The sequence below is a fragment of the Glutamicibacter nicotianae genome (assembly GCF_006539525.1).
Lineage (GTDB): Bacteria > Actinomycetota > Actinomycetes > Actinomycetales > Micrococcaceae > Glutamicibacter > Glutamicibacter nicotianae.
Map to the genome: position 1 here is coordinate 32,069 of NZ_BJNE01000014.1, position 16,012 is coordinate 48,080.

The window sequence follows — 16,012 nt, forward strand, 5'->3', positions numbered from 1 at the left end:
GTCTTACATCCTCTCTGGGGCTGAAACGCCCAGCAGTTCCAATCCATTTGCCAAGACGGTGGTGGCGGCGTCGTTCAGCCACAGGCGGGTGCCGTGCACCGGTGCGACTGCTTCGTCTTCGCCCATCGGGGTGATGCGGGTGGCGGCGTACCACGAGTGGTAGGCGCCGGCGACCTGCTCCAGGTAGCGGGCGATGCGGTGCGGTTCGCGGAATTCAGCGGCGCCGGCAACCACCGACGGGAACTGGCCGAGCACTGCCAGCAGCTCGTTCTCGGTGGCGTCGGTCAGCAGCGCGGCGTCGAACTCATCGCGGGTCACGCCCTTGGCGGCGGCATTGCGGGCCGCGGCGCAGGAACGCGCGTGGGCGTACTGCACGTAGAACACCGGGTTGTCGTTGGAGTTCTTCTTCAGCTGCTCCGGGTCCAGCGCGATCGGCGAATCGGCCGGGAAGCGGGCCAGCGAATAGCGCAGCGCGTCGGCGCCGATCCAGTTGATCAGATCGCGCAGCTCGATGATGTTGCCGGCGCGCTTGGACAGCTTGGCTCCGTTGACCGAAATCAGCTGGCCGATCAGCACCTCGATGTTCTTTTCCTTGTCATCGCCGGCGCAGGCGGCAATGGCCTTCAGGCGGTTGACGTAGCCGTGGTGGTCGGCGCCGAGCAGGTAGATCTTCTCTTCGAAGCCGCGGTCCTTCTTGGACAGGTAGTAGGCGGCGTCCGCGGCGAAGTAGGTAGGCTCTCCGTTGGCACGGATCAGCACGCGGTCCTTGTCATCGCCGAAGTCGGTCGTGCGCAGCCAGACGGCTCCCTCCAAATCGAAGATGTGGCCCTGTTCGCGCAGGCGAGCCACGGCGTCGGCGACCGCGCCGCCTTCATGCAGGCTGGTTTCGGAGAAGAACACGTCGAAGCTGACGCCGAAGTCGGCCAGAGTCTTCTTGATGTCTTCGAGCTGCGCCTTGTAGGCGGCCTCGCGCAGGGCGGGAATGGCCTGCTCTTCATCCAGCGTGCCCAGTTCGGGGTTCTGCGCCAGGACGATATCGCCCAGCTCCTTGATGTATTCGCCGGGGTAGCCGCCCTCGGGCACCGGCAGGCCGTGGATGCGGTTGTAGACCGAGCGGGCGAACACGTTCATCTGGTTGCCGGCGTCGTTGATGTAGTACTCGGAAGTGACCTCGGCGCCCGAGGCGCGCAGCACGCGAGCGATGGCGTCACCCAGCGCGGCCCAGCGGGTGTGGCCGATGTGCAGCGGGCCGGTAGGGTTCGCGGAGACGAATTCCATGTTGACCACGTGTCCGGCCAGGGCCTCGTTGTTGCCGTAGGCGGAACCTGCCTCGACGATGGCGCGGGCCAGAGAACCGGCAGCGGCTGCGTCCAGGGTGATGTTCAGGAAGCCGGGACCTGCGATGTCCACGGCGCCGACTCCCGGGACCGAAGCAAGCCGGGCAGCCAGGATCTGCGCGAAGTCGCGCGGGGCCATGCCGGCCTTCTTGCCCAGCTGCAACGCGATGTTGGTTGCCCAGTCGCCGTGCTCACGGCTCTTCGGGCGGTCCACGCGGACGGTCTCTGGCACCTCGACTGAGATTTCACCGGCTGCGACGGCTTCGGTGAGGCATGCGGATATTGCTGCGGAGAGTTCTTCAGGAGTCACCGTTCAAGAATACCGGTAATTGCATCGCTTCTTCAGCATTCATGACTTGCAGCGCCTGTGAGACTGGCCCAAGCCGGTGACTTTTGCAACACATCAGCACCGGGGTGTTTGAATTGCGCAGATCAACTCACGACCTGATAGTATTTTTGCTGTTGCCCGGCAACACGCCTCTGTAGCTCAGTGGATAGAGCGTCTGCCTCCGGAGCAGAAGGCCGAAGGTTCGATTCCTTTCAGGGGCACCACTTCAAATTGCAGGTCCTGGTTGATCCAGGGCCTGCAATTTTTTGTGCCGAGCCCTGCGGCTAGCGCCCAAGCTCGTTTCAAGATCCCTCCCTTAGGAGCCGCATGGTTCATGAACAGCCGGGTGCCATCGTGATTGAGGCCGCGATGTGTAAATGAATTCCAGGTACACTCTTGCGCCTATTGGCTGAGATCACCCTGGAACCTAACTCAGGCCGAGGCTTGCCGGGGCCTGCCGGTATCGAGCTGGATGCCGGAGTACTGCGCAAAATCCGCCTTCAACCTTGCAAGGCAAACCGTTTTCATCGCCATTTCTTCCGGCGGTTCGCAGGACTAACTGCGTATTCCGTTCCAATCAGAAATGCCCAGCTCTTCGCACCGCGTTCTCCGGTGTGTAGCCTGAAGCCATGCCACAGATCGTTTCAGCGCCAATGGACCTGATCGTCGCTATTCATCAAGGGGTTGCGATTCGTTTTGCCGGGCTCAGCCTGACCTCGGATCTGCCTCCATCCCGGTATGCCGCTGAAGGCGGAACAGGTTTCGAGTTCCATCTATGCGGTGTTATCAATGACGTGACGCGGCGGTTGGATTCGCAGTTCCATGATGCTATGGAGTCTTGGGCACTTGTTGGGCAAGAGCAGGGAGAGGAGCTAGCCGGTCCGGCACCGCAAATGCCGGGGAACGCAGTTCTTGAACCGGTGAAGGCAAATATCACCGATGACCTTGGAACCAGGTACACCTGTCTTGGAGGACGAATCGCCGGCACGGGAACAGAATGGGACGCCACCTGGATCTATCACCCCAAGCCGCCGCGTGCAGCCCAGCGATTGGTTCTGGCGTTCACCATCAATGGCATCTCGACAGGCCACACCTGCGTCATCGACCCGCAAGCACCGGAAGACGGGCAATGATCAAGTTCGGGGAACACAACAGGTCGTATTCGATGCCATTGAGTCATTCCTCAATGTTTTCCGGACCGGCCCGGTCACGTGTGCGCAGCGCAGCGGCTACCGCGCTCTCCCCTGCTTTCAATTCTTGAAGTTGAAGATCGCTGCCACTGGAGAACGCCACGCCGATCTGGTGAGCGTCCGCCCGATAACCACCGCAGGCCCCGCACCCACTGAAGGGTACGGGGCCTGCGCGGCACGCATCAGCTACTGCAGCATGGTCTTGTCATCGAGCTGCGCGCCCTTGATCTTGCTGAACTCGTCCAGCAAGTCCTGGACGGTCATCCTGGACTTCTCTTCCTGGTCCAGGTCCAGGATGATCTGCCCGTCGTGCATCATGATCAGCCGGGTGCCCAGCTGCAACGCCTGTTCCATATTGTGCGTGACCATCAACGTGGTCAGCTGGTGGCGTTCGACAATTTCCTTGGTCAAGCGCGAGACCAGCGCCGCACGCTGCGGATCCAGGGCCGCGGTGTGCTCATCGAGCAGCAGGATCTTCGGCTTGGAGAAGGTGGCCATCAGCAGGCTCAGCGCCTGGCGCTGGCCGCCGGAGAGCAGGCCAACCTTCGTCTTCAGTCGCCCTTCCAGGCCGAGCTCCAGGGACTTCAGCTCCTCGACGAACAGCTCGCGGCGCTTGGAGCCCACGCCCAGGCTCAGTCCGCGGAAACGGCCGCGGGCGTAGGCCAGCGCCATGTTCTCCTCGATGGACATGGTCGGCGCGGTGCCGGCCATCGGATCCTGGAACACCCGGCCGATGTACTTGGCGCGGGAGTAGTCGGCCATCTTGGTGACATTCTTGCCCGCAATGGACACCGAGCCGGTATCCGGCTGCAGCTTGCCGGCGACCATGTTCAGCACGGTGGACTTGCCGGCGCCGTTGGAACCGATGACCGTGACGAATTCGCCGTCCGAGAGGTTCAGGTTGATGTTGCGCAGCGCCTTGCGCTCGTTGACGGTTCCCGGAAAGAAGGTGCGGGACAGGTTCTTGATCTCAAGCATTGGTGCGAACCTCTTCCTTGGATTCGGTGACGGGCGTCGGGGTGCGCTTGAAGGACTTCACAATCTTCTGGAAGCCCTTCCACTTCGGCAGCAGCAGGGCCACGACCACGAGGACCGCGGAGATCAGCTTCATGTCGTTGACCTCCAATCCGGCCGACAGGGCCAGCTGGATGACCAGGCGGTAGATCACGGCGCCGAAGACCACCGCAATGGCGGCCAGCCAGATGTAGCGCTGGGTGAAAATCGCCTGGCCGACGATGACCGATGCCAGGCCGATCAGGATCAGGCCGATGCCCATGCCGATGTCGGCGAAGCCCTGGTACTGGGCGATGACCGCGCCGGAGAGCGCCACCAGGCCGTTGGACAGCGCCAGGCCCAGGATCTTCTGGTTATCGGTGCTTACGCCGAAGGAGCGGATCATTTCCTGGTTGTCGCCGGTGGCGCGCATGGCCATGCCCAGTTCGGTGTGCAGGAACCAGACGATTGCCGCGACGAAGACCAAGCAGACGCCGAAGAGGATCGCCACCGAAGCGGCCGAGCCGAGGATGCCGGCGGCCCGCATCGGGCTGATCAGCGTTTCCTCGCCGAGCAAGGGGGTATTGGCCTTGCCCATGATGCGCAGGTTGACCGAGTACAGCGCGATCATGGTCAGGATGCCAGCGAGCAGGCCGTCAATCTTGCCCTTGGTATGCAGCAGGCCGGTAATGACACCGGCAACCATACCGGCGAAGAAGGCCAGCACGGTGGCCAGCCAGGGATTCATCCCGTTCACGATGCCGACCGAGGCGACGGCTGCACCGGTGGTGAAGCTGCCGTCGACGGTCAGGTCGGGAAAGTCCAGGATGCGGAAGGTCAGGTACACCCCGAGCGCCATGATGGCGTAGATCAGGCCGAGTTCAACCGCTGTGATCATGTGTGGATCCTTGAGTTGTAAGTTTTTTGCGAGTTATCACGACGAAAGGCGAGGCATCAGGTTATGCGCCTCGCCTTTCGTCGATAAGTTGTTGCCGGGGTTTAGTAGACCTCGACGGCTTCCGATTTCATCTCATCGGTGAATTCGATGCCTGCCTTCTTGGCGGCATCTTCGTTCAGGTACAGGTCGACCTCGGAGATAGTCTCCACCGGCATGGTTGCCGGCTCGTCCTCGCCCTTGAGCAGCTTCACGGCCATGGCAGCGGTCTGCTCGCCGAGCTTCTCGTAGTTGATGCCGTAGGTTGCGGTCGCGCCGCGCTTGACGGACTCGCCGTCAGCCGAAATAACCGGAACCTTGTTCTTCTCGGCAACCTGCAGCAGGCCTTCCAGTGCGGAGACCACGGCGTTGTCGGTCGGGACGTAGTACGCGTCGACATCCAGCGAGCTGGCGGCCTGCTGGACTTCGCTGGAGGCCGAGACAGCGGCTTCCTCAATGGTCAGGCCCAAGCCCTTGGCGGCTTCCTTGGCCATCTTCACCTGGACGGCGGAGTTCGCTTCGCCCGAGGAGTAGACGATGCCGACCTTCTTGGCATCCGGCACCAGGTCCTTGAGCAGCTGCAGCTGCTCATCGACCGGGTTCATGTCCGAGGTGCCGGTGACGTTTGCGCCCGGGGCTTCGTTGGAAGCAACCAGCTTGGCATCCACCGGGTCGGTCACAGCCGAGAAGAGCACCGGAACATTGGTGATCGCCTGGGCGGCTGCCTGTGCCGATGGGGTGGCTACTGCCAGCACCAGGTCGATATCCGAATCGGCGGCCAGCTTGCCGGCGATCGAGGTGTTCGTGGCCTGGTCGGTTTCGGCGTTGTTCTCGTCGTAGCTGATCTTCTCGCCCGTGTAGCCGGCTTCTTCCATGCCTGCCTTGAAGCCGGTGACCACTGCATCCAGCGACGGGTGCGAGACGAACTGGGAGATGCCGATCTTGACTGGTTCGTCGCCGCCGCCGGCGGCACCCTGCTCGCCGCTGCCGCCGCAGGCGGTCAGGGCCAATGCGCCAGCTGCTGCGATCGCAGCGAATTTCATGGCGGTGAAGCTCTTCATTGAAGTTCCTTTCAAAGTTCCCTTGCGAGTGATTCCCACCGATAGCGCGGATGCCAGGTTATGAAGCGCAACTGGTGCGCAGCATGCGGGAACCGTCCAGGCATCGCGACGATGATTACCCACGATCTTACATGTGAACGACCTCACCTTGCCTACAATCAAGGTCGTTTCCTAGACGATTGCCTCTTGATACCGATTCTGATGGACACAAACGATCCACTTCTGGCCGGAATCTGGAAGTTTTGTATTTGGCGGCCCGAAGTTGTCGACAATTGCTTGGACAATCCGGGAATTTGACTCCTGCGCTCCCGCCTACCCTCTGCCTGGGCTATTGCGTTAATGCTGCCCGGCCAGGCTTCGGCCCGGCGGCCACCACGAAAATGCGGGGCGTGAATAGAATGGGAACATCATGGCGCTCAGCATTACGTATCCCGAAGCACTTCCCGTCTCAGCCCGTCGCGAGGACATCCTCGACGCGGTGCGCGAAAACCAGGTAGTGGTCATCGCCGGCGAAACCGGTTCGGGCAAGACCACCCAGCTTCCCAAGATGCTCATCGAACTCGGCCTGGCCGAAAAGGGCATGATCGGGCACACCCAGCCGCGCAGGCTCGCCGCGCGCACCGTGGCCGAGCGTATCGCCGAGGAAATGGGCACGACCATCGGCGAAGAGGTCGGCTTCCACGTGCGCTTCACCGGCGAGGTCTCGCGCAAGACCAAGCTCAAGGTGATGACCGACGGCATCCTGCTGGCCGAGATCCAGCGCGACAAGCTGCTGAAGAAATACTCGGCGATCATCATCGACGAAGCCCACGAGCGCAGCCTGAACATCGACTTCCTGCTCGGCTACCTCAAGCAGATCATGCCCAAGCGCCCGGACTTGAAGATCATCATCACTTCGGCCACCATCGACCCGCAGCGCTTCGCCGCGCACTTCGGCAAACAGGATGCCGACGGCGAACTGGTCCCCGCCCCGATCCTGGAGGTCTCCGGGCGCACCTTCCCGGTGGAACTGCGCTACCGGCCGCTGCAGGCCGATCAGCCCATGGACGCCGACGAGGCGGCCGAGAACACCCTGGAAGAAGAGCGCGACCCGCTGGATGCGGTCACCGACGCGGTCAAGGAACTGAGCCGCGAAGCACCGGGCGACATCCTGATCTTCTTCTCCGGCGAGCGCGAAATCCGCGATGCCGCCGATGCGCTGCGCGCGATGGTCACCGCCAACAAGCGCCTGCCGCGCTATGAGGTGCTGCCGCTGTTCGCCCGGCTGTCGCTGGCCGAGCAGCACCGGGTCTTCCACCCCGGCGGCGCACCGCGCATCATCCTGGCCACCAACGTGGCGGAGACCTCGTTGACCGTGCCGGGCATCAAGTACGTGATCGATACCGGCACCGCGCGCATCTCCCGCTACTCGCATCGCACCAAGGTGCAGCGCCTGCCGATCGAGCGCGTCTCGCAGGCCAGCGCCAACCAGCGCTCGGGCCGCTGCGGCCGCGTCTCCGAGGGCATCGCCATCCGCCTGTACTCCCAGGAGGACTACAACTCCCGACCTGAGTTCACCGACCCGGAAATCCTGCGCACCAACCTGGCCAGCGTGATCCTGCAGATGATCTCCATGGGCGTGGTGGCCTCGGCCGCCGAGGTCGCCAGCTTCCCGTTCGTCCAGCCGCCCGAAGCCAAGGCGATCACCGATGGCGTGAACCTGCTGCGCGAGCTCGGGGCGCTGGGCCAGGACAAGCCGGCCAAGCTCACCGAGGTCGGCCGGAAGCTGGCCCAGCTGCCGCTGGATGTGCGCCTGGGCCGGATGATCGTCGAATCCGCGCAGCGCTCGGTCGCCAAGGAAGTGATGGTGCTCGCCGCCGGGCTGAGCATCCAGGACCCGCGCGAGCGGCCCAGCGAGGAGACCGGGCAGCGCGAGCGCGCCACCGAGCTGCACAAGCGCTTCGCCGACGGCAAGTCCGACTTCATCGCGCTGCTGAATCTATGGGCCTATCTGCAGGAGCAGCAGAAGGAATTGTCCTCCTCGGCCTTCCGCCGGCTGTGCAAGGCCGAGTTCATCAACTACCTGCGCGTGCGCGAGTGGCAGGATTTGTTCACCCAGCTGCGCCAGCTGGCCAAGCCGCTGGGCATCACCGTCGCGGCCGCCCCGATCGAGCCGGCAGCCAACGAGGACGAGGTGCACAAGTCGCTGCTCTCCGGCCTGCTCGGGCACATCGGGCTCTACGACGAGCGCAAGCGCGACTACCAGGGCGCGCGCGGCACCCGGTTCGCGATCTTCCCGGGTTCGTCCCTGTTCAAGAAGTCCCCGACCTGGGTGATGTCCGCCGAGCTGGTGGAGACCTCGCGGCTGTGGGCGCGCACCAATGCGGCCATCGACCCCGCCTGGGTGGAGGAGCTCGCCCCGCACCTGCTCAAGCGCACCCACTCGGAGCCGCACTGGTCCAAGCGCAACGGCTCGGTGATGGGCTACGAGAAGGTCACGCTCTTCGGGCTGCCGATCGTCCCCCGCCGCCAGTTCCACTACTGGCGGGTGGACAAGGACCTGGCCCGCGAGCTGTTCATCCGCCACGCGCTGGTTGAGGGCGATTGGCGCACCCACCACAAGTTCTTCGCGAAGAACCGCGCGCTGCTCGAGGAAGTCGAGGAGCTGGAAACCCGCATGCGCCGCCACGACCTGCGCATCTCGGACGAGGACCTGTTCGCGTTCTACGATGCCCGGGTGGGTGCCGAGGTGTACTCCGAGCGGCACTTCGACCGCTGGTGGAAGAAGGCCCGAGCCGCCGACCCGGCGCTGCTGGACTTCGACCCCGAGGCGCTGCTGGCCGAAACGGACGCGGTGGACGAGACCGCGTTCCCGACCACCTGGAAGCTCGGCGGCATCCACCTGCCGCTGTCCTACGAGTACAACCCGGCAGCATCCGCCGGCGAGGGCGATGGCGTGTCGATCACCGTGCCGGTGGTGTTCCTCAACCAGCTCGATCCTGCCCGCTTCGCCTGGCTGATCCCGGGGCTGCGCCACGAGCTGCTCACCGCGCTGATCCGCTCGATGCCCAAGGCGATCCGCAAGAACTTCGTGCCCGCCCCGGATGTGGCTTCCAAGGCCCTGGGGATGCTGGAGGCGGACTTCGATCCGGACACCGACGAGCTGGCCGAATCCCTGGCCCTGGTGCTGCGCCGGCTGCGCGGCATCGTCGTCGACCCCGCCTCTTTCGATTTCGCCGCGCTGCCTGCGCACCTGCGCTTCGGCTTCACGATTACCGACGGTTCGGGCAAGGTGCTCGGCCGCGGGGACGATCTGGCTGCGCTGCAGTACAAGTTCGCCGCCGCCAACCGCGCCGCACTGGCCAGCGGGGTCAACTCCCCCGGGGCGGCCGCTCCGGGCGCAGCCGGCAAGCCCGGGACCCCGGGGGCGATGGCTTCCTCCTCGAAGCGGCAGAAGAAGGGAGCCAAGGCCGCCGGCTCCGCGGCCGCTGGCTCCGCTGCCACCGGGGCCTGGGACCAGCGCGGGCTGGATCACTGGCCGCAGCTGGAATCCGCTGGCGAGACCCTGGGCGATACGCTGCCGCAGAAGGTGAGCACCACCGTGATGGGCCAGCAGATTACCGCCTACCCGGGGTTGCTGGATACCGGGGACAAGGTGGACCTGACGGTCTTCCGCACCCAGGCCGAACGCGATGCGGCGCACCGCACCGGCGTGATCCGGCTGCTGATGCTGCGCCTGCCGCCAGCAGCGAAGTTCGTGATCTCGCACCTGAAGAACGCCGAGAAGCTGGTGTTCACGCAGAACCCGCACGGCTCCATCGAGAAGCTGATCGCCGACTGCACCATGGCAGCGGTGGACCAGCTGGTGCCCGAGCGGCTGCCGATGAACCGCGCCGAGTTCGAGGCGCTGTTCGAAACCGTGCGCGCCGAGCAGATCGATACGGTCTTCACCATCACCGCGATCGTGGCGAAGGTGTTCGGCTCCTCCACCCGCATCGCCAAGGATGTGAAGAACACCAAGTCGCTGGCGATGTTCGCGGCGGTGAGCGATATCCGCTCGCAATTGGAGCAGCTGATCTACCCGGGCTTCATCGCCGCTACCGGCGCGCCGCACCTGATGCGCCTGCCACGCTACCTGCAGGGCATCGAACTGCGTCTGGACAAGCTGCGCGGCGGGGCGGTCACCCGCGATTCGCAGGCCTTGTCGATCATCCAGAAGCTGGAGGACGAATACGATGCCGCGCTGGACAAGGTGCCCGAGGGCGCCCGCGTGCCGGCCGGCTTGGCCCAGGTGAAGTGGATGCTGGAGGAAATGCGCATTTCGCTGTTCGCCCAGGAGCTGGGCACCGCCTACACGGTCAGCGAGAAGCGCATCCGCAAGGCCATCAAGGATTCGCTGGCGCAGCTATAGCGGCCAGGAAAGGATCCCGACATGCACCGCGGTGCCGCCGAGCACGCTGAGCACCGCGTTGGACTTCAGCAGGTGCAGCCCCACGGTGGCCGCCAGCGCGGCGGCCACCGGCCAGGCCACTGCCGGATCCATGATGCCGGCTGGCAGGGTGGCAGCAACCAGCACCACCATGATGCCCAGCGGCATGCGCAGGGCGAGGTAGTTGATGAACCCGTTGCTGCGCAATTTGGCAATGAAGGCGAAGGGCAGTGCGCGCAGCCCGAAGGTCACGGCGGTGCTCACCGCGATGGCCGAAAAGAGGTACAGGCTATCGGGCATTGCTTCCTTCTTCCTGAAGTGGCGCAGCGGCAGGCTCGCCGTCGCCAGCACCGGTGCGCCGGCGCAGCAGGTAGGCCACCGCCAGTCCGGCCAGGAACATCGCCATGGCCACCACCATCATGCTCTGCGGCGCGATCCAGCTGGCCACCACTGCGCTGATCAGCGCCAGGCCGGACACCGGAATACTGCGGTACGCCTTGAACGCTTCGATCGCCAGCACCGCAAACAATGCGGTCACCGCGAATTCCAGGCCCTTGATGGATTCGGGGATCAGTGAGCCCAGCAGCGCCCCAGCCAGCACGCTGGTGGTCCAGCTTGCATGGAGCAGGCCCTGGATGGCCAGGATCCGCGTCGAGGAATAATTGTTCCGCTCCGCCTGCAGGGTCAGCGCGTAGGCTTCATCGGTCAGTGCGAACATGCTGTAGATCTTTGCGCCCTTGCCCCTGACCCGGTGCAGCGGGAAGGAGATCGCATAGAACACATGGCGGAAGTTGACCAGCAGCGAGGTCAGGGCGATATGCGACAGCGGAGCGACGGCGGCCAGCAGGCCGATCAAGAGGAACTCCAGGGAGCCGGCCAGCACCAGCCCGGCCAGCAGCGGCGCGGACCACCAAGGCAATCCCGAACGCACCAGCAGCACCCCGAGCGCCAAGCCCAGGGGCATCACTGCAACACTGGCGGGAAGCACATTTTTCGCACCCAGCCGGATCTGCTGCCACTTCGACGCCGCTGTCGACGGCTGCACCGGCGTGGCAGCGCCGATCATTGCTTGATTTCGGATCATATGGCAATTTTAGGAAGTTTGCCACCAAATATGGTTGCTAATCATTGGCCTGGGCGGGCCGCGATACGCAATAATAGCTGCATGGATGAACTTGACCGTGCAATTATTGCCGAACTGGTGGAAGACGGGCGCATCAGCAATCTGGAGCTCTCGCGCCGGGTCGGGCTGACACCTGCCCCCTGCCTGCGCCGCGTCCAGCGCCTCGAGGCCGAGGGGATCATCCGCGGGTTCAGCGCGATCATCGATCCCAAGGCCTACGGGCGGGGGTTCGAGGTCACCGTGGCCGTCGACGTGACCATGAACAACGAGCAGAGCCTGGAGGAATTCGAGGCCGCCGTGATCAACGTCGACGGCGTCACCGAAATCCGGCGGCTCTACGGGCAGCCCGACTATTTCCTGCGCATCCAGGTGGCCGACTCCGAGCAGTACGACAGCCAGACCATCCCGAAGCTCACCGCGCTGCCGGCGGTGAGCCGGGTGACCTCCCATATGACCATGCGCAAGGTCCGCGGCTAGGCCTTCACAGGGCTGAAGGCCGGCTCAGGCCTCGGGCACGAACTGGCCGTGGCCGTCCTGGCGCAACCCCTCGCGCAGCGCCTGCGCGTTGTTCTCCATGGCCTGCGGATCCGGGTTGTCGGCCGCCCGGGACAAATCGAAGTCGGCCAGCGAATTGGTCGGCCAGACATGCACATGCAGGTGCGGTACCTCGAAGCCGGCGATCATCAGCCCGGCGCGCTGCGCGGAGAACACGCGCTTCTGGGTGCGCCCGATCTTGGTGGCGACCAGCGTCAGGTGCGCCATCAGCTCGTCGGGGGCGTCGGTGAACTCGTCGATTTCCTCGCGCGGAACCACCAGGGTGTGCCCGTCGGACAGCGGCCCGATGGACAGGAACGCCACGCATTGCTCGTCCTTCCAGACGAAGCGGCCGGGAATTTCCCCGTTGATGATCTTGGTGAACAGCGTGCTCATTGCTGCCTTTCTGCGTTGATTGCTGAATTCTAGTGGCGGTGCTGCTCGTCACTCGTGGCGATCGGCGCATCCGGGTAGGAGCAGTATTCGGACCAGCTGCCGGGGAACAGCGCCAGCTCGATCCCGGCGGTGGCCGCGGCCAGCACCTGGTGCGAGGCGGTGATCCCGGAACCGCAGTAGGCGGCCGAACCCGGCCGCTCGGCGCCCAGCTTCGCGAAGCTGGCCTGCAGCGCTTCGGGCGCGTGGAACCGCATCTGCGCGTCCAGGTTGTCGGTGGTGGGGCGATTGCGCGCGCCGGGGATATGCCCGGCCACCGGGTCCACCGGTTCCTCGATGCCCAGATAGCGCGCGGTGGCCCGCGAATCAATCAGCGTCCCGGCCACCTGTCCCAGCTCCTCGTACTCCACCACCGGCATCCGGCCCCAGGACAGCGACACGCTGCCCGGCTCGGCCTGCTCGTAGCCCAGCGCCAGCTGCCCGCCGGCGTCGGTCCAGGCACCCAGTCCCCCATCGAGCACCTGCACGCGCTCGAACCCGGCATGGCGCAAGAGCCACCAGGCGCGGGCGGCGGCCAGCGCGCCGGCGTCGTCGTACACCACGACCTCGCTGCCGCCATCGATCCCCCAGCGGCGCGCGGCCGCTTCGAAATCCGCCGGCAGCGGCAGCGGATGGCGGCCGGTGTGCTCGCCCGGGGTCCCGGAGAGCTCCTTTTCCAGGTCGACGAACACGGCGCCGGGAATATGCCCGGCGGCGTAGTTCTGCGCGCCGTCATCGCGCCCGAGCACCCAGCGCACGTCAAGCAGCACCGGGTTCTGGCCTGCGTCCAGGATTTCGCGCAGCTGCGCGGCGCTGATCAAGGGGTTCATTGGCTGTGTCCTCCCAGCAGCTCGTCGAGTTCGTGTTCGATTCCGGGTTCCGGGCGCAGATAGCTGCATCCCGCGCGCTGGGCGATCGCGCCGAGCTGGCGGTCGAACAGGCCCAGCCCGTTGCCGTTGAGCAGCCCATCGTGGATCGGGATCCAGCACGCCGCATCCACCGCCACGGCGAAATCGGCCGCCTCGGCCATCTTGCCCCACGGGGCCATCACCGGCAGCAGCAGCACATCGGGCTTGGCCCCGATGGGAACCTGGTAGCTGTCGCCCGGGTGGAAGATTTCCCGCTGGCCGACCGCGCGGTCCCCCAGCAGGTAGCCCACGTTGGCCACCAGCGGGATCGAATGGTGGATCGTGGCGTGGGTGCCGCCGAAGGTGCGGATGCGGATGCCGCCGACGATGAAGTCGGCCCCGGCCCGCACCGCCACCACCTGGGCTTGGCTGGCCGGCGGCAGTTGGCCGCGCAGCGACTGCGCCAGCGCTTCGGGTGCGTAGAGCTCCAGGACGGGGTTCGCTTCCAGCGCGGCGACAATGGCCGGCTGGTCTGCATGATCGGCATGCTCATGGGTGATCAGCACGGCATTGATGCCGTTGAATGCGTCGTCGAGCTGCGAGAACCCGCCCGGATCCAGCAGGACCTTGCCGTCGATCGTGCCCACTTCCACGCAGGAATGGCCCCTAAGTTTGATGCGCATATCCTTAGCGTAGGCTCAGCGCCCCGCCCATGCCAGAGCCAGACACGCATTGCGCCGCAAAGTTGGCTAAAATTGAGGGAAACCGCAGGTGATTGGCCCAGTTTGCTGGCTGGTCGCCGGTCCGCAACAACGTCAAGGAATGGTGCACGTCGATGTCCCAGCCAGAAACCCGGGTCACCAAGCAGCGCCTGGCCGTCACCGAGGCGCTGAGCGAGGTCGATGATTTCGCCACCGCACAGCAGCTGCACCGCTGGCTGCAGGATTCCGAGAAGAAGGTTTCGCTGGCCACCGTGTACCGCCTGCTGCAGTCCATGGCCGACGACGGCCTGGTCGACGTGCTGCGCAGCGGAGATGGCGAAGCCCGTTTCCGCCAGTGCGTTACCGAGGTCCACCACCATCACTTGGTCTGCCGCTCCTGTTCCAAGACCGTCGAGGTGCTCGCCCCGGCCGTCGAACGCTGGGCCGCCCGCGTCGCGGCGGAGCACGACTTCTCCGATCCCGAGCACACCGTGGAGATCTACGGCCTCTGCGCCGACTGCCGAGCCAAGGCCGAGACCGGCACCAGCTCCGCCAAGTAGCCGTTTCAAGACCCGGGATCGGTTATCCCCACAAGAAAATACTCGAAGACATTTTCGAATAACGGGCGTATACTTATAGCATGTCCGAAGCAAAGGCGCACGGAAATGGCCTCGCACTCACCGCGGATCAGCCGGATTTGGAATCCCACCTGATCCAGCTGCAGAACGATCTGTCATGGCTCCAAGACCATGGCAGCAAAGCCGAATGCGCCCAAGCCATCGAATCCATCGAGGGCGTCATCTCTTCCCTGCGCTATGGCCAAGCTGGCCTGGCCCATCAGCTGGAGAAAGAAGTGCTGCGCGAGAATGAAGAGCGCGGCACCAATATCGATGACCAGGTCCGCGGAGCAGCCAGCCGGGTCGCCATCGCCCGCAAGCGGCCCCAAAACGGTTCCAGGAACTACTTGGTCAACTGCCGGATCCTCTTCGAAGACACGCCAAATATTGCCGCCGCGTTTTCCCGCGGTGAATTCACCGAGGCGCAGATCCAGGCAATGCTCACTCCGCTGCAGGATGTCCGGCCGCTGCGCCGCACCGAATTCGATGAGATTTTCAGGCAGAATCCAGACATGTTCGAATCCATGGGGCCTAAGCGCATCAAGGAGACGGTCACCAACTTCACCGTCAAATACACCTCGGATCGCGAAGACAAGAAGCTCAAGGACTCCAACGCCCAGCGTTATGTCCGCTTCCGCAAGGACCGCGAAGAAGGATGCGTTTTCCTGCAAGCCCGTCTGCCCATTGTGGGCGGCACCGGTTTGCAGAAAACCCTGCGGGACCAATCGTTCAGGATCAAGTGCAAGGGCGACCCGCGCACGCGCACGCAGATCGAGGCCGACCTGCTGGCCCGCTACATGTTCTTCGATGAAAACAACGAACAGACGATCAACGTCCAGCTGGGGCTGATCATGACGGACAAGGCATTGTTCATGGGCGATCGGGAACCGGCCTATTTGGAAGGCTACGGCTTCATCCCTGCCCAGACAGCCCGGGAACTAATTGGCGGCCACCAGATCCCCAATGAGCTGACCTTCGAGGAAATGGAAGCCAAGCTCACCCCGGAAAATATTGAGCGGATCGAGGTAATGACCGAGATTACCCGCCTGTACACAGCACCTGGGGATCAGGAACTGATCACGATGGATTCCAAAGCCCGGATCTTCCCGCAAAAGCTCAAGAAGTTCATCAGGATCCGCGACCGGCACTGCCGAACCCCATTCTGCGATGGGCTGGTCGAGGAAACAGACCATGTCACCCAATTTGCCCGTGGCGGAGCGACCAGCGTTTCGAACTCATCGGGCCGTTGCGCCATCTGCAATAAGGCAAAGCAAGCCACCGGCTGGTACGAATACACCGCATTCAATGATCATCATTCGATGCTGATCTGCCCGGGCTCGGCAATGTCCTATCGCTCTACCGCGCCACCGGCAACTGGGTACGTTCATAAGCCATTCCCGCAATTGATGTGCGATTCACAGTGGTTCACGCAATTCAAGGAACGGCTCGACCATCCCGATGGGCCACATTGCAGGCAATCATAGATAGCAGCGCGTGCTCCGTTGC

The 16,012-nt window shown here is 64.2% G+C and carries 14 protein-coding genes and 1 tRNA gene; 6 read left to right on the forward strand and 9 right to left on the reverse strand.

What is annotated here, in order from left to right; genetic code table 11:
- Positions 1 to 3: 3 nt before the first annotated feature.
- Positions 4 to 1,647, reverse strand: a complete 1,644-nt coding sequence (argS, locus tag ANI01nite_RS13355) for an arginine--tRNA ligase (RefSeq protein WP_141358538.1) — start codon at positions 1,645 to 1,647, stop codon at positions 4 to 6.
- Positions 1,648 to 1,813: 166 nt separating this feature from the next.
- On the opposite strand from argS, the gene ANI01nite_RS13360 reads away from it, so the two are divergent.
- Together ANI01nite_RS13360 and ANI01nite_RS13365 are read left to right on the forward strand one after the other, a co-directional pair.
- Positions 1,814 to 1,889: transfer RNA gene (locus ANI01nite_RS13360), tRNA-Arg, on the forward strand.
- 405 nt (positions 1,890 to 2,294) lie between these two features.
- Complete coding sequence (locus tag ANI01nite_RS13365) at positions 2,295 to 2,798, forward strand: hypothetical protein (RefSeq protein WP_141358540.1); 504 nt, start codon at positions 2,295 to 2,297, stop codon at positions 2,796 to 2,798.
- 243 nt (positions 2,799 to 3,041) lie between these two features.
- On the opposite strand, the gene ANI01nite_RS13370 is transcribed toward ANI01nite_RS13365, so the two are convergent.
- The 3 genes from ANI01nite_RS13370 to ANI01nite_RS13380 form a co-directional block, all read right to left on the reverse strand.
- Positions 3,042 to 3,833, reverse strand: a complete 792-nt coding sequence (locus ANI01nite_RS13370; RefSeq protein ID WP_141358542.1) for an ABC transporter ATP-binding protein — start codon at positions 3,831 to 3,833, stop codon at positions 3,042 to 3,044.
- Positions 3,826 to 4,746: an ABC transporter permease gene (locus ANI01nite_RS13375; RefSeq protein ID WP_141358544.1), complete on the reverse strand. Its 921-nt coding sequence runs from the start codon at positions 4,744 to 4,746 to the stop codon at positions 3,826 to 3,828. The genes ANI01nite_RS13370 and ANI01nite_RS13375 overlap by 8 nt, the downstream gene beginning before the upstream one ends.
- Before the next feature lie 101 nt (positions 4,747 to 4,847).
- Complete coding sequence (locus ANI01nite_RS13380) at positions 4,848 to 5,843, reverse strand: ABC transporter substrate-binding protein (protein ID WP_141358546.1); 996 nt, start codon at positions 5,841 to 5,843, stop codon at positions 4,848 to 4,850.
- A 409-nt stretch (positions 5,844 to 6,252) separates the two neighbouring features.
- On the opposite strand from ANI01nite_RS13380, the gene hrpA reads away from it, so the two are divergent.
- Positions 6,253 to 10,233 (forward strand): ATP-dependent RNA helicase HrpA, encoded by a 3,981-nt coding sequence (hrpA, locus tag ANI01nite_RS13385; protein WP_141358547.1) that lies wholly within the window; start codon positions 6,253 to 6,255, stop codon positions 10,231 to 10,233.
- On the opposite strand, the gene ANI01nite_RS13390 is transcribed toward hrpA, so the two are convergent.
- Positions 10,228 to 10,551 carry a branched-chain amino acid transporter permease gene (locus ANI01nite_RS13390; protein WP_141358549.1) on the reverse strand — a complete coding sequence of 108 codons (324 nt, stop codon included), beginning with the start codon at positions 10,549 to 10,551 and terminating at the stop codon, positions 10,228 to 10,230. The two genes, hrpA and ANI01nite_RS13390, sit on opposite strands and share 6 nt — an antisense overlap.
- A complete protein-coding gene (locus ANI01nite_RS13395; RefSeq protein ID WP_218024322.1) occupies positions 10,541 to 11,335 on the reverse strand; it encodes an AzlC family ABC transporter permease in 795 nt (264 codons plus the stop codon). The genes ANI01nite_RS13390 and ANI01nite_RS13395 overlap by 11 nt, the downstream gene beginning before the upstream one ends.
- Positions 11,336 to 11,416: 81 nt before the next feature.
- On the opposite strand from ANI01nite_RS13395, the gene ANI01nite_RS13400 reads away from it, so the two are divergent.
- Complete coding sequence (locus ANI01nite_RS13400; RefSeq protein WP_066137602.1) at positions 11,417 to 11,851, forward strand: Lrp/AsnC family transcriptional regulator; 435 nt, start codon at positions 11,417 to 11,419, stop codon at positions 11,849 to 11,851.
- A 24-nt stretch (positions 11,852 to 11,875) separates the two neighbouring features.
- Here the strand turns inward: ANI01nite_RS13400 and ANI01nite_RS13405 are convergent, their stop codons facing one another.
- The 3 genes from ANI01nite_RS13405 to ANI01nite_RS13415 are packed head-to-tail and all read right to left on the reverse strand — an operon-like array spanning position 11,876 to position 13,871.
- Positions 11,876 to 12,304 (reverse strand): HIT family protein, encoded by a 429-nt coding sequence (locus tag ANI01nite_RS13405; protein WP_066137601.1) that lies wholly within the window; start codon positions 12,302 to 12,304, stop codon positions 11,876 to 11,878.
- Positions 12,305 to 12,333: 29 nt separating this feature from the next.
- Positions 12,334 to 13,170 carry a sulfurtransferase gene (locus tag ANI01nite_RS13410; protein ID WP_141358551.1) on the reverse strand — a complete coding sequence of 279 codons (837 nt, stop codon included), beginning with the start codon at positions 13,168 to 13,170 and terminating at the stop codon, positions 12,334 to 12,336.
- Complete coding sequence (locus ANI01nite_RS13415; RefSeq protein ID WP_141358553.1) at positions 13,167 to 13,871, reverse strand: MBL fold metallo-hydrolase; 705 nt, start codon at positions 13,869 to 13,871, stop codon at positions 13,167 to 13,169. The genes ANI01nite_RS13410 and ANI01nite_RS13415 overlap by 4 nt, the downstream gene beginning before the upstream one ends.
- Positions 13,872 to 14,023: 152 nt before the next feature.
- Here ANI01nite_RS13415 and ANI01nite_RS13420 point away from each other — a divergent pair, with 152 nt between their 5' ends.
- Positions 14,024 to 14,449 (forward strand): Fur family transcriptional regulator, encoded by a 426-nt coding sequence (locus tag ANI01nite_RS13420; protein ID WP_066137597.1) that lies wholly within the window; start codon positions 14,024 to 14,026, stop codon positions 14,447 to 14,449.
- A gap of 80 nt (positions 14,450 to 14,529) precedes the next feature.
- Positions 14,530 to 15,990 carry an HNH endonuclease gene (locus ANI01nite_RS13425; protein ID WP_141358555.1) on the forward strand — a complete coding sequence of 487 codons (1,461 nt, stop codon included), beginning with the start codon at positions 14,530 to 14,532 and terminating at the stop codon, positions 15,988 to 15,990.
- The last annotated feature ends 22 nt before the right edge of the window (positions 15,991 to 16,012 follow it).

Coding starts and splice junctions, on each gene's coding strand:
- ANI01nite_RS13365 (WP_141358540.1), top strand. CDS start 2,295: ATGCCACAGATCGTTTCAGCGCCAATGGACCTGATCGTCGCTATTCAT.
- ANI01nite_RS13370 (WP_141358542.1), bottom strand. CDS start 3,833: ATGCTTGAGATCAAGAACCTGTCCCGCACCTTCTTTCCGGGAACCGTC.
- ANI01nite_RS13375 (WP_141358544.1), bottom strand. CDS start 4,746: ATGATCACAGCGGTTGAACTCGGCCTGATCTACGCCATCATGGCGCTC.
- ANI01nite_RS13380 (WP_141358546.1), bottom strand. CDS start 5,843: ATGAAGAGCTTCACCGCCATGAAATTCGCTGCGATCGCAGCAGCTGGC.
- hrpA (WP_141358547.1), top strand. CDS start 6,253: ATGGCGCTCAGCATTACGTATCCCGAAGCACTTCCCGTCTCAGCCCGT.
- ANI01nite_RS13390 (WP_141358549.1), bottom strand. CDS start 10,551: ATGCCCGATAGCCTGTACCTCTTTTCGGCCATCGCGGTGAGCACCGCC.
- ANI01nite_RS13395 (WP_218024322.1), bottom strand. CDS start 11,335: ATGATCCGAAATCAAGCAATGATCGGCGCTGCCACGCCGGTGCAGCCG.
- ANI01nite_RS13400 (WP_066137602.1), top strand. CDS start 11,417: ATGGATGAACTTGACCGTGCAATTATTGCCGAACTGGTGGAAGACGGG.
- ANI01nite_RS13405 (WP_066137601.1), bottom strand. CDS start 12,304: ATGAGCACGCTGTTCACCAAGATCATCAACGGGGAAATTCCCGGCCGC.
- ANI01nite_RS13410 (WP_141358551.1), bottom strand. CDS start 13,170: ATGAACCCCTTGATCAGCGCCGCGCAGCTGCGCGAAATCCTGGACGCA.
- ANI01nite_RS13415 (WP_141358553.1), bottom strand. CDS start 13,871: ATGCGCATCAAACTTAGGGGCCATTCCTGCGTGGAAGTGGGCACGATC.
- ANI01nite_RS13420 (WP_066137597.1), top strand. CDS start 14,024: ATGTCCCAGCCAGAAACCCGGGTCACCAAGCAGCGCCTGGCCGTCACC.
- ANI01nite_RS13425 (WP_141358555.1), top strand. CDS start 14,530: ATGTCCGAAGCAAAGGCGCACGGAAATGGCCTCGCACTCACCGCGGAT.